The sequence below is a fragment of the Flavobacteriales bacterium genome (genome assembly GCA_016699575.1).
Taxonomy (GTDB): domain Bacteria; phylum Bacteroidota; class Bacteroidia; order Flavobacteriales_F; family PHOS-HE28; genus PHOS-HE28.
This window is the reverse complement of sequence record CP064979.1, coordinates 3,032,073-3,044,735: the sequence shown is the minus strand read 5'-3', so window position 1 is coordinate 3,044,735 and position 12,663 is coordinate 3,032,073. Positions and strand designations below refer to the sequence as shown.

The following is a 12,663-nucleotide window of genomic DNA, read 5'->3' as shown; positions in this document are numbered from 1 at the left end:
CCGCACAGGCTTACTTTGTGGACGATGGACAACACAGCAGGCGCCACCGCCCCCGTCATCGATCTGGAGAAGGAGAAGCGCGAGATCCTCTCACGCTACCGCGGTCTGCTGCGTTCGTTGAAAGGCGAACGCAAACGCGAGGATGTGCTGCGTGTCCGCAAAGCGTTCAACATCGCCCTGGAGGCGCACAAGGAACAGCGGCGCAAGACGGGGGAACCCTACATCTACCACCCCATCGCCGTGGCGCGCATCTGCGCCGAAGAGATCGGCCTGGGGCCCACCAGCGTGCTGTGCGCATTGCTCCACGACACCGTGGAGGACACCGACCTGACGCTGGACGACGTGCGCGAGATCTTCGGGCCCACGGAAGCCATCATCATCGACGGGCTCACCAAGATCAGCGGCCTCAGCATGGCCGACAGCGCGCAAGCGGAGAACTTCCGCAAGGTGCTGTTGAGCATGGCGCAGGACGTGCGCGTGATCCTGATCAAGCTCGCCGACCGGTTGCACAACATGCGCACGCTGGAGAGCATGGCCCGCGACAAACAACTGAAGATCGCCAGCGAAACGCTCTTCATGTACGCGCCGCTCGCCCACCGGCTGGGGCTCTACAAGATCAAGAACGAACTGGAGGACCTGTCGCTCAAGTACAAGGAGCCGGAGATCTTCGAGGAGATCAGCACGAAGCTGAAGAAGAGCGAACCGGTGCGCAAGCGCTTCATCAGCCGCTTCTCGCTGCCCATCGCCGCGGCACTGGAAAAAGAAGGCTTCACGTACGAGATCAAGGGAAGGCCCAAGAGCGTGCACAGCATCTACAACAAGATGCAGAAGAAGAACGTCACGTTCGAGGAGGTGTACGACGTGTTCGCCATCCGCATCATCGTGGACAGCCGGCCTGAACTGGAGAAGGCCGATTGCTGGAAGGTGTACTCCATCGTCACGGACTACTACCAGCCCAACCCCGATCGCCTGCGCGATTGGATCAGCCTGCCCAAGGCCAACGGCTACGAAAGCCTGCACACCACGGTGATGAGCCCGGGCGGCCGTTGGGTGGAAGTGCAGATCCGCAGCCGCCGTATGGACGAGGTGGCCGAGATGGGCTACGCGGCCCATTGGCGCTACAAGGACAACGACGATAAGCAGAGCGCCATGGACGCATGGGTGGACCGCATCCGCGAGATGCTGGAAGAGCCCAGTGCGAACGCCATCGACTTCGTGAACGATTTCAAGCTGAACCTTTTCAGCGAGGAGATCGTGGCCTTCACCCCGAGCGGCGACATGCGCACGTTGCCCGCGGGAAGCACCGCACTGGATTTCGCGTTCGACATCCATACCGACCTGGGCCGCCAATGCATCGGCGCCAAGGTGAACCACAAGCTGGTGCCCTTGAGCCACGCGCTGCGCAACGGCGACCAGATCGAGATCATCACCAGCAAGAAACAGCAGCCCAAGGAGGACTGGCTGAACTACGTGGTGACGGCCAAGGCGAAGCACCGCATCAAGCAGAACCTGCGCGAACAGAAAAAGAAACTGGCCGTGGTGGGGCGCGAAAGCGTGGAGGACCACTTCCGCCGTTGGGGCGTGAAGCCGAACAAGCAGAACATCGCCACGCTGGCCGGGCACTACCGCGCCACCACCGAGAACGACCTTTTCTGGCACGTGGCACGCGGCCGCTACGACCTGGACAAACTTTCGCCCGCGGTGGGGCCCAAGGGGCGGCTGGAACTGCCCGTGCCCTCGGCACAACCGGAGGAACGCCCTTTGGAGGAAGTGGTGGCGGAGATCCGGGGCACACAGGGCGGCGCATTGCTGCTGGGCGATGATCTGCAACGGATCAACTACCAACTGAGCAAGTGCTGCAACCCGATCCCGGGCGATGACGTGTTCGGCTTCATCACCCAGCACGACGGCATCAAGGTGCACCGCGTGAACTGCCCGAACGCCGTGCAGCTCATGAGCAACTTCGCCTATCGCATCGTGAAGGCGCGATGGAGGGGCAAAGACCAGATGGAATTCCTCGCCGGCCTGAAGTTCAGCGGGATCGACAGCGCCGGCATCGTGCTCAACATCACCACCATCATCAGCGGCCAGCACAACGTGAACATGCGTTCCATCAGCTTCGAGAGCAAGGACGGCATATTCGAGGGCAAGGTGATGGCCTACGTGCAGGACACCGACCACCTGCAACAGCTCATTGCCAAATTGCGCGATGTGGAAGGGGTGCGCAGCGTGGAGCGCATCGACAATTGATCGAAAGTCCTTCCCGGAGCCGACCGGGTATCAGCCCGTGCGGTGGCGAGGGGTACTTTCGCCCCATGGCACCCGCCGTGCACAAGGAGAACGTCAAGCGCATTTTCACCGAGTACCTGGAACGCAACGGGCACCGGAAGACGCCCGAGCGTTTCGCCATCCTGAGCGAGGTGTACGACCACGACGGGCACTTCGACATCGACCGGCTCTACACCCGCATGAAGGGCAAGAACTACCGTGTGAGCCGCGCCACGCTGTACAACACCATGGACCTGCTGGTGGAATGCGAGCTCGTCCGCAAACACCGCTTCGGGCAGGCCCAGGCCCAGTTCGAGAAGGCCCACAGCTACCGCCAGCACGATCACCTGATCTGCTCCACCTGCAACGCAGTGCAGGAATTCTGCGACCCGCGCATCCAGAACATCCGCGATACCGTGGCGGAAGTCACCGGGTTCCGGGTGCATCACCATGCGTTGCATCTTTACGGCCAGTGCCGCACCTGCGCGGAGAACAACACCAACCCGCCGACCATGTCGGCACGCAAAGCATGAGCACCAGCGTGCAACCCTTCGAGATCACCGTGAAAGAACGTGAAGGCTGCCAGGTCTTCCTACTCTTCGGCCGCCTGATGGACCAGGTGCACGCCGATCAATTGCTGGCCACCCTGGACGATGTGGTGGCCAAGGGGCACAACAAAGTGATCCTCAATCTGCACGACCTGCAGTACATGAACAGCACCGGCCTCAATATCCTCATCAGCGTGTTGACCAAAACGCGCAACGCCGGAGGTGACACGTACCTCTGCCGCCTGAGCCAGAGCGTGCGCACGCTGTTCCTCGTCACCAAGCTCGACCAAGTGTTCCAGATCTTCCCCAGCGAGACGGACGCCGTGGAGAAAATGCGGACGCTCGCCTGACCATGGCACGCGTTGACGTGCTGCTGGGCGCACAATGGGGCGACGAGGGCAAAGGGAAAGTCGTTGATACCATCACCCCCGACTACGGTGTGGTGGCTCGCTTCCAAGGCGGCCCGAACGCCGGGCATACGCTGATCATCAACGGGCGGAAGCATGTGCTGCACACGATCCCCAGCGGGGTGTTCCGTCCGGGCATCATCAACCTCGTAGGGAACGGCGTGGTCATCGACCCGATCATCTTCATGCGGGAGGTGGACAGCCTGAAGGCCATCGGCATCGATGTGCGTGAGAACCTGCGCATCGGTCGGCGCGCGCACTTGATCCTGCCGAGCCACCGCGCGCTCGATGCGGCCAGCGAAGCGGACAAGGGCAAGAGCAAGATCGGTAGCACACTGAAGGGCATCGGCCCGACGTACATGGACAAGACCGGGCGCAATGGGATGCGCGTGGGCGATCTTGAGATGGCCGACATGAAGGACCGCTACACGACGCTGAAGAAGAAGCACGAGCGGTTGTTGGCCATGTACCCTGAGCAACCGTCGGCCACCTTCAACGAGCAGGAATGGCTCGATGCCGTGATGCGCCTGCGCGAACTGCCTCTGGTGGACAGCGAGCACTTCGTGGACGAGGCCCTGCGCAGTGGTCAGCACTTATTGGCCGAAGGCGCGCAAGGCACCTTGCTCGACATCGATTTCGGCACTTATCCCTTCGTCACCAGCAGCAACACCATCTCGGCTGGCGCCTGCACGGGTCTTGGTGTGGCCCCGCAGCGCATCGGCAAGGTCATCGGCATCTTCAAGGCGTACTGCACGCGCGTGGGCTCCGGCCCCTTCCCCACCGAGCTGGACAATGAGCTTGGCGAGAGCATCCGCCAGGCCGGAGGAGAGTTCGGCGCCACCACGGGCCGTCCGCGGCGCTGCGGCTGGCTCGACCTGCCAGCATTGCGTTTCGCGGTGCTCATCAATGGCATCACCGAACTCGCCATGACGAAGGCGGACGTGCTGAGCGGCATGGGTGAAGTGAAGATCTGCACGCACTACAAGGTGAACGGCAAGTTGACCGACCGCATGCCCTACGACATCACCACCGCCATTGAACCGGTTTACGAGGACATGAACGGCTGGAAAGCCAGCGATCATGTCGATGCTCAGCTCTCCGGTTTCGTTGAGAGGATCGAACATGCCGTTGGCGTACCCATCACCATGGTGAGCCTTGGGCCCGGCCGCGAGCAAATGGTGCTACGCGATCGAGCAGCCGTGCACTGAGCGCCCATGCGCACGCTGAAACCCGACCTGGTTGAAGCCTTGCGCAACAATCTGGGTGACGGTTCCAGTGCTTTCGAACGTTCGATCGGTGGTCCGGTACCGGTCAGCATCCGGATCAACCCTTCCAAGCCGGGGAACATCTCCGGCCAGCCCGTGCCATGGTGTTCACATGGCATCTACCTGGATGAACGTCCCAAATTCACCCTCGACCCACGACTGCATTCCGGTGCCTACTATGTACAGGAGGCGAGCAGTATGGTGTTGGAGCAGTGCTTCAGGGCAGCGGGCTTCCCGAACACTCCGATGGTGGCGCTGGATCTGTGCGCTGCACCCGGTGGCAAGTCAACGCACTTGAGGAGCCTGTTGCCTGCCGGTTCGCTGTTGGTGAGCAACGAAGTTGACCGGCGGCGCGCCTCAATTCTTTGCGAGAACCTGTGGAAGTGGGGAGCCACGGATACGGTGATCACCAACGATGTTCCCGGGCGTTTCGGCGCGCTAGGACCAACTTTCGATGTTGTTCTGGTCGACGCACCGTGCAGTGGCGAGGGTCTCATGCGCAAGGACGACTTCGCCGTGGAGCAATGGAGCCCACGCCTGGTGCGGGATCGCGCGATGCGCCAGAATTCCATCATGGATGCCATCTGGCCAGCGTTGAAACCAGGCGGCGTACTCATCTACAGCACCTGCACCTTCGAGCCCGCGGAGAACGAAGATCAGGTGGCGCGCATGATGGACATGTCGGGCGCGCTGCACATCGACGTGCAACTGGATGTTGCCTGGGGCATGGTGCGCGGCCGCGATGGAACTGGCATCCGCTGCATTCCGCCGAGCGTGCGCGGTGAAGGATTGTTCATGGCGGTGCTCTTTAAACCGGGTGATCGGACAGGACCTGTGCACAATGCGCCGAGCCCGGCGCCGCCTGCAAAAGACATGCACGACTTCATCGATCCGTCCGTGGAGATCCGCATCACCGAGCAGGAAGGTGTGGCGCATGCGCTCGGTGCAGCGTTGGGTCATGCCGCACAACGCATCGTATCCACCGTCCGGACGATCGCCCAGGGAACCCCCATGGCAGTACGCAAGGGCAACGAATGGGCACCACACGCTGCATTGGCCTTGTGCCCTTCGCTGTTGCACGAACGCACCCCGCGAATGGACCTCAACAACGCTGATGCCCTGCGCTACCTGCGCGGCGAAACCCTACCGGCGGCCAACGCTTCCGGCCATGTGCTCGCCGTCCACGAAGGCAACGTTCTGGGCTGGCTGAAAGGTGCCGGCAACCGCTGGAACAATCGGTGGCCTGCACCTTGGCGCATCAGAATGCGTTAGAAGGGATGCGCGCCTTACTTTGTGGCTAAGCCATGTGGGACAAGTTCGACCTTTGGTTCGACCGGCACAAATACGGTGTCATTGGCACCCTCTTGCTGCATTCAGTGGCTCTATTGGGCATGTCCTTGGCCCAAATGAAAGGGCGAACTGCACAGGTGGAACTGAACTTGCGCGATGTGGAAGTGCTACCACCGATGACCGAACAAGAGTTGGAGCAGCTGCTGGAAAGGAACGCGAACCCTCAAGCGGATCAACCTGTTGTCAACGCCTTGAGCAATGTGAGCGCGGAGATCGCGAAACCCAGTGAGGCCATGCTGGAGCGGTATGCCTCCAAAAGCATGGAGGAACTGAAGGCCATTGAGCAGGAAGAGTTCGATCGTTTGGCGAAAGAGCGCCAGGAACGCGGGGAAGAGATCGTGGTGCCGGAGCTTACGCCGGAGAAGTGGGACAAGAAACTGTACATGGAACCAGCCAAACCCGTGAAGGTCGCGGGTAACGTGACCGTCGCGTTCGACCTGATCGGCGAACCGAAGCGCGGAGCAAACATCAAAGTACCCGCCTACCAATGCAAAACAGGCGGAGCGGTGCTCGTGGACATTGAGGTTGACCGCGATGGACAGGTGCGCCGTGCGGAGATCAATGCCAGCGGAAGTACGACCACCGAACCATGCATGCTCGAACTGGCCGAGTCCGCCGCTCGCGACGCTGCGTTCTCTCCGGCCGCGAATGCGCCAAGCGGGCAGAAAGGCTGGATCAGGTTCACGTTCGTCGCCCAGTAGCGCATTTTCGTCGAAGCACCGGAACCCGGGCGTTCCGAAGGCCGTTCCGCGCTCGTTACCACCGCCGCATGAAGATCGACCTGCTCACCTATTACACCAGCGTACTGGACAAGATCAGCCTGGTTGACCGATCCATCTTCCGCAAGGAGCTCCGGAAGGCCTTCCGGAATCTGCTGCCCGAAGAACGCGAGCAACTGAAGCAATGGTTCAGGACCACCTGCGTGTGCAAAGTGGACCTGGCGGGCGAAACCATGCTCCCAGTGGCCGTGCGTGCCGAACGTCCGATCAGTTGAAGTGCTTGCTCCTCCACGCGTCGGCGCTGAACTTCCCGAAGAAGGCCATCCAACTGAACGCGGTGAAGCCCATGAGCACCATGGCCGTCCAGAAACAGAACAACATGCGCCCTCCCGTCCAATAACCGGAGGTCCCGGGCGTGTTGACGAAACCGACAGGGACCACGGCTGCGATGATCATAGCGACGAACAGCACGGTGGCCGCCAAATGGTATGCCGTGCGCACTGGCCAGTTGATCAAGGAACGGTGCCAAGACAGATCACCGCCCCACTGGTGCACCAGGTAGTAAAGCCCGTTGCCAAGAGGCACGAACAACAACGGATCCCCCTCCGCATCGCACAACCGGAAGTGCGTTGAAGGGGCCATGATGCGGAAACCCGCCAGTGGTGCACTTGCACGGGCCTCCAACTGCCTAAGTTCATGAACGGCCTGCAGTGGGATGCTGCCCTTGAACAGGCCGCTCTCCAGGAACCGTAACCGGTACTTGATGCATACGTTGCGGATGGCGTCCTCATGGTGCACGCGATCGAGGTCGAGGCCTTTGATGCTGTTGGGCCGGTCGCCATGACCGCTGAGCACCATGGCCCGCAGCACATCGTCCGTTTTCTGCTCCTCTTCCAGGATACCCTTCACGGCTTCGAGAAAAGCCGTTGAACCGCGCAGGCTGCGCAGTTCTTCCTCCAGGTGCGATCGGCGTTGCATGGCCATGGACCGTGTTTTCAACGCCTGACCGAGCAGCTTAGTGCTCAGCCGGCATTCTCTTCATCCGGAACGGTTTCGGGTTCGCCTTGGTCGAGCTGGAAGGCCAGCCTTACGCTGTCGGGCGCATCGGCCGCAATGCTCGACAATGCGCTGCGGTTGGGCTGGAGAACACGGCAGTTGGCCTTCACGTCGATGGGCTGGTGCCATGTGCCCTTTTCCACGATCACGTTCCACACGCCATCGTAAGGCAACACGAAGCGGACGGGGCTTTCCTCGAAGTACCCGCCGAAGAACTTGTACGTGCGGCCCAGCTTGTAGTTCTTGAAGTCCATGCCGCTCATGAACTTCACCTTGGTCGGCTGATCGATCTCCACTTCAAGGATCTCTTTCTTCTTGGCCTGGTATTGCTGGTGCAGGAATCTCATGCGTTGCTCTGGTTGTGGCGAAGATAGATGCAGGCGCGTGCCTCCGCGCCACACCCTCCATCACTCTTTGACGAACTGCTGCACGGAACGCTGTCCATTGGCCACGGCCACCACGGAATAGCATCCGGCTTCCAACGAAGGAACGTGCGCGTAGATGCGTCCGGCGGAAGGTGCATTGCCGGTATGCACGTCCAGCACGCGCCGGCCCAATGCATCTTCGATCCAGACGGTCAACCCGCGACCGGTCAGCACGGGAATGCAGAGCCACTGCTGAGCTGGCACCGGAAAGGGCTTGCCCAGGGCAGGAACTTCAGCGGTTTCGACCCCCGAACCGATATCAAGCACCTTGAACTTCCAGTAACCGTCCGGCGCCACCAAGGGCCGCACCTGTTGCTTGCCGCTGTTCGCCGAAGCGTGGATGTAGTAGAAGATCTCGGTGCCCACCGGTTGCGCAGGAATATCGGCCGTCCATTCGTTGTTGCCGATGCCCGTCATGCTGATGGGTGCGTAACCCTGCACGGTATCCGTGGTCCAGAACAGCTCGGCCGAGGCGATGCCGCTCTTGTGGCGTATGTACGCCGTGGCGGTGTAAGGCACCACCGTCTCGTACGTGTCCGCGAGCCGCTGGTGCCGTATCAACAGCGGGCTTTCCGCACCGATGCACTTGGTGATGCAGTGCAAGGCTCCGCTCGCGCTGATGATGTTGTCCGGTGAATTGTCGCAGTCAATGCCGATTACGCGGTATCCGGGCATGGCCTCGCGGATGATCCGCAGGCCGGTGGTGTCGTACTGCTCGCGGTAGGTGGGGACCAGAATGGTGCCGTTGATGATGATGTTGTTCGCATAAGTGCGGTAGCTCGCGTTGGGCGGATAGTTGCCTCCCGTGCTCGGGGGCATTGGGATCCGCACAATGCGATAGGGCGTACCGAACACGCTGTTGAAGTTCGCCTGGATGTCCGCAATGTTGTTCTCGAGCTGTGGCCCGTCGCTCACTCCGTTGGGGAACTCCCCGATGAGCAGGGTCTCCTCATCGAGCAGCTTCATGTGCATATCGATGTGGTGGATGCCGTCGTAGGGCAAGGTGTTCATCTTGATGTAACGTCCTTGCTGTATGCCCATCCACTGCTCCATCATGTCATCAACACCTTGCGGCGTACGCACCGTGATGTTGAAGTCGCCTTGCGCACCGTTCTCGTCATCCACCAGTTCGCTGCTGAAGGCCGTGCCGAAACCATCGGCCATGAAATTGCCGCCCGTGTGCACCAGATCGTACGGTGCCTGGCTGCTGCTGAAAACCGGGATGCCCTTCAAGCCGCCGATGGCGTCCGGCGAAACATCGTCCTCGGGGCGTGGCCGGTTGTAGATCCAATCCATGAGCAACAAACTGTCCACTTCGTTGGCGTACAAGGTCTCCATGCCATAGTCGCGCATCCAAACACTGTTGAACGGCACTTGCAAGTAGGTGACGTTGGTGAGGTCAGCGATGGGCCCGCCAGCGGTGTTGCCGCTGAGGTAGGTGGCCACGGCGTTGCTGTCGTCGCAGAGGAGGATCACCTCCACCTCGTCAAGCGCATAACGTACTATCTGTTTGAGGATGGTGGGATAGCTGACCCAAGTGATGCACAGCGATTGCACCTCCTCCCATTCGGCCATGGTGCGCACGGGGAACGACGGCGGGGTGGTGATGCCGCGCCCGGCGTCGCGCGATGAACGGTAATCGCTGATGAGCGCCCGCTCATGCGGGGCCATTTCGTGGGGCAGACCTGTTCGCTGGGCGATCAGGGAAAGCGGCAAAAGCAATAGGCCGAGGAGTGATAAGCGCATGGGGTCCGTGGGTGTGCAACGGCGGCAAGTTAGCCGCCCTCCCCGGCCGGTGCATGCACGGAATCAACCGGTTCTTGGGGAGGCACGACCAAGCCATCCGCCGGATCGCCGGAGAAACCGAGCGTATCCATCGGCAGCACCACGGCAGCCGTATCAATGGGCGGGCCTTCATCCGGGATCGTCCCGAAGTGCGCGCTCGTGGCCACCACGTTCCGCACGAAGTTGAACGTCTCCTTGGACCGGCAGTATCCGTTGCGGACATCCTCGCTGCGCCAATGCCGCGGGCATGAGAGCAGGAGCAGTGCACGCTCCACATGGTTCTCCCACCGATCGGTGCGCAACCCCCATTTACCGGCCAGTCGCTGGGCATCGTAAATGTGGCCCTCACCCGCGTTGTAGCTGGCCAGCACGAACCGCAGGCGGTGAAGGGCATCCGGTACGGTGCGCTGCCACAGGGTATCGAGCTTCTTCAGGTATACCGCCGCCGCCTCCACATGGCCCGCCACACCCTCCTCATCCCCGGTTGCGAAACGGACGGCCGTTTGCGGCATCAGTTGCATAAGGCCTTGCGCGCCGGCACCGCTGTTGGCCGTGGTATCGAAGCCCGATTCACGGAAGGCGATCGCAGCCAACAGTTCCCAGTCCAATCCATGCTTTGCCGCAACACGCTTGAAGAGCGCATCGAATTCAGATGCCTTTCCTTCTTTCACGTCCGGTGAACGGGACCCGTGCGCTCCGGTCCGTTCCGCGAAACGCAGCTGGGCCAGCTCTTCGCGTAGGCGGAGGCGGACCCGTTTATCGGCCAGGTGATGATCGATGGAAGCCAGCAGCGCCGGTGAATTGGACCTCACGGCGAACACCAACGGATAGCGCTCCTGCGACCAGTACGCCGCGCCGAGCAAGGGGAATTGCTTCATGGCTTGTGCCGCGGCAAGATCGGTGACCAGGATACCGTCCAACCCACCGGTGATGAGCAGATCGAGCGCGCGGTTCGCGGGTTCCTGAACACGCTGGCAATCCAGCTTGGCGAACCGTTTGGCGGGCAGCGGTAGCGGGTCCATGAACGGGCTCGGCCACGGCACCTGCACGCTGCGAACGGAAACACTGCGACCACCGTCCATCGGCCGTCGCAGCAGCACGACAGGGCGCACTTCAGCATAAGGTGATGTCACCGATATCCCTTCTTGTTGGAGCGTCTGCGCGGAAAGCTGAGCGGCCAGGACATCCACCGATCCGTTCCGCAAGGCCAAGTGTAAACTGTCCAAGGTGTTGAACGGCACTGCTGCAATGGGCACGTGGCAGGTGGCCGCCAGGTCGCTGAGCAGGTCCCATTCCAGGCCAGCCTGGCCGCTGGTGCGATGCTCCCATGTGAGCGCATCCTCAATGACCCCCACGCGCAGGGTGTCTTTTCCAATGGCATCCAGATCGCGCTGCACGGCCGCTCGGTCTTGGACCGCCCGATGTTCATACGTGCCGCAACCGATCAGGCAGGCCATCAGCCAACATGATAACAAGACCCCGCTCACTCTTCCCATGTTGCTGCCAGACGTTCGCGCATTTCCCCCAGAAAGGTGCGGAACTCGCGACGAAGATCGGCCTCGTGCGCCACCAGCACCGCTTCGGCCCCTGCCAGCACCATGCCGTGCGGTACGCGTATGCTCAATCCGTACAGCGCATCGGCCAGTCCTTCCACTTGCGCATACCCGGTCAACCAATCGCCGCGCACCATGTAGGGCAACATGCGCTGCGTGCGTTCCGGCATGCGGGCGATCTCCCGCTCAAGAACAACGTAGCACTCTTGGGCGTACTGCGGCAAAGGCACGTTGCTGTGCCGTTCCCATTCGCTCGCGAGCAGGTGATCATAGAAGAGGTCGAGCGCCACACCGGCGAACTTGCCGCACTTCGGGTGCAGACGCTTGCGGCCAATTGCCGTTAGCGGATGCTGATCGGTGAAGGTGTCGATGCGGCGGTGGAGCCTGATCCCGCGTTGCACATCCGGATGATGAGCGGACAGGTCGCGGCCTTTCACCCCATCGGCCATGAAGTTGCCCACCATCACCAGCGGGTCATCGCCGCTGAGCAACAAGTGCGCGAGGTAGTTCATGGGGGTGAAGATGAGGCGCGCGATCAGTGTTACCGACCGGATACCTCCAAAGGCACCAACTACATTCGGCGCCGATGTTCCTCAGAACACTGTTGCTGTTGTCGCTGGTCCAATGCGCTTGGGCCGCGCTCGCCCAGGACCGCATCCTACTGATGAACGGGCAGACGATCGACGCGCGCATCATTGGCCAGAGCACCTTGGAGGTACGCTACGCCCTCATCAAAGGCACCAAGGTGAAGGAGCGCTCCGAACCGACGGAGAACGTCTTCAGCACAACTGATAGTCTGGGCCGAGAGCGGATCTGGTACTTCCACGACACGCTCTTCGGCAACGACTTCTCGGTGCAGCAGATGCGCCACTACATAGCAGGGCAGCAGGACGCGCGCAAAGGCTACAAACCCATCCTACCGATGATCGGCGGTTTCGTCACCGGGGCCGGGCTGGTCATCGGACTGGACATCGAAGTGATGGCGTTGGTGATCCCGCCGGTGTACTCGCTCAGCATGGCCTTGCCCCGTGTGCGGGTGACCAAAGGCTCCATCACCAACCCGCTGATGGACGGCGATGACTTCTACGCATACGGGTACGCCCGCGCGGGGAAGAACAAACGGATCCTGCGCACCCTCCTGAGCAGCGCAGCCGGGGTGCTCACCGGCTACGCGGTGAACCAGTTCATCATCAAGCCGAACCAGGAGATCGTGCAGTAGTCGAGGGCACGGGTCATTCCAACGTCCGTCAGTTCCAACGGAAACCGGTCAGCTACTTTCGGCCTCCG

13 protein-coding genes are annotated in these 12,663 nt (G+C 61.3%); 8 read left to right on the top strand and 5 right to left on the bottom strand.

Annotation, left to right across the window (positions count from 1 at the left end):
- Positions 1–24: 24 nt before the first annotated feature.
- The 7 genes from IPJ76_12670 to IPJ76_12640 all read left to right on the top strand — a co-directional run bounded on the left by IPJ76_12670 (position 25) and on the right by IPJ76_12640 (position 6,832).
- Positions 25–2,250, top strand: a complete 2,226-nt coding sequence (locus IPJ76_12670) for a bifunctional (p)ppGpp synthetase/guanosine-3',5'-bis(diphosphate) 3'-pyrophosphohydrolase (protein ID QQR85458.1) — start codon at positions 25–27, stop codon at positions 2,248–2,250.
- Positions 2,251–2,315: 65 nt separating this feature from the next.
- Positions 2,316–2,801, top strand: coding sequence for a transcriptional repressor (locus tag IPJ76_12665; GenBank protein ID QQR85457.1), 486 nt, complete (start codon positions 2,316–2,318; stop codon positions 2,799–2,801).
- A complete protein-coding gene (locus tag IPJ76_12660; GenBank protein ID QQR85456.1) occupies positions 2,798–3,166 on the top strand; it encodes an STAS domain-containing protein in 369 nt (122 codons plus the stop codon). Before IPJ76_12665 ends, IPJ76_12660 begins: the two co-directional genes overlap by 4 nt.
- Before the next feature lie 2 nt (positions 3,167–3,168).
- Complete coding sequence (locus tag IPJ76_12655; GenBank protein QQR85455.1) at positions 3,169–4,431, top strand: adenylosuccinate synthase; 1,263 nt, start codon at positions 3,169–3,171, stop codon at positions 4,429–4,431.
- 6 nt (positions 4,432–4,437) lie between these two features.
- Entirely contained in the window at positions 4,438–5,760 is a 1,323-nt protein-coding gene (locus IPJ76_12650) for an rRNA cytosine-C5-methyltransferase (GenBank protein QQR85454.1), read from the top strand.
- A gap of 32 nt (positions 5,761–5,792) precedes the next feature.
- Positions 5,793–6,539, top strand: a complete 747-nt coding sequence (locus IPJ76_12645; protein ID QQR85453.1) for a hypothetical protein — start codon at positions 5,793–5,795, stop codon at positions 6,537–6,539.
- Between the two features lie 68 nt (positions 6,540–6,607).
- Positions 6,608–6,832 (top strand): hypothetical protein, encoded by a 225-nt coding sequence (locus IPJ76_12640; GenBank protein QQR85452.1) that lies wholly within the window; start codon positions 6,608–6,610, stop codon positions 6,830–6,832.
- Here IPJ76_12640 and IPJ76_12635 read toward each other — a convergent pair.
- Genes IPJ76_12635 through IPJ76_12615 form a run of 5 tightly spaced genes read right to left on the bottom strand, consistent with a single transcriptional unit; the run spans position 6,825 to position 11,888 of the window.
- Complete coding sequence (locus IPJ76_12635; protein ID QQR85451.1) at positions 6,825–7,541, bottom strand: hypothetical protein; 717 nt, start codon at positions 7,539–7,541, stop codon at positions 6,825–6,827. The two genes, IPJ76_12640 and IPJ76_12635, sit on opposite strands and share 8 nt — an antisense overlap.
- 38 nt (positions 7,542–7,579) lie before the next feature.
- Entirely contained in the window at positions 7,580–7,960 is a 381-nt protein-coding gene (locus IPJ76_12630) for a DUF1883 domain-containing protein (GenBank protein QQR85450.1), read from the bottom strand.
- Between the two features lie 60 nt (positions 7,961–8,020).
- Complete coding sequence (locus IPJ76_12625) at positions 8,021–9,784, bottom strand: agmatine deiminase family protein (protein QQR85449.1); 1,764 nt, start codon at positions 9,782–9,784, stop codon at positions 8,021–8,023.
- A 29-nt stretch (positions 9,785–9,813) separates the two neighbouring features.
- Positions 9,814–11,280 (bottom strand): transglycosylase SLT domain-containing protein, encoded by a 1,467-nt coding sequence (locus IPJ76_12620; GenBank protein QQR85448.1) that lies wholly within the window; start codon positions 11,278–11,280, stop codon positions 9,814–9,816.
- Between the two features lie 26 nt (positions 11,281–11,306).
- The gene (locus IPJ76_12615) at positions 11,307–11,888 is read right to left on the bottom strand and encodes a DUF479 domain-containing protein (protein ID QQR85447.1); all 582 of its coding nucleotides are present in this window, start codon (positions 11,886–11,888) and stop codon (positions 11,307–11,309) included.
- Positions 11,889–11,962: 74 nt separating this feature from the next.
- On the opposite strand from IPJ76_12615, the gene IPJ76_12610 reads away from it, so the two are divergent.
- A complete protein-coding gene (locus tag IPJ76_12610; GenBank protein QQR85446.1) occupies positions 11,963–12,595 on the top strand; it encodes a hypothetical protein in 633 nt (210 codons plus the stop codon).
- Positions 12,596–12,663: the final 68 nt, after the last annotated feature.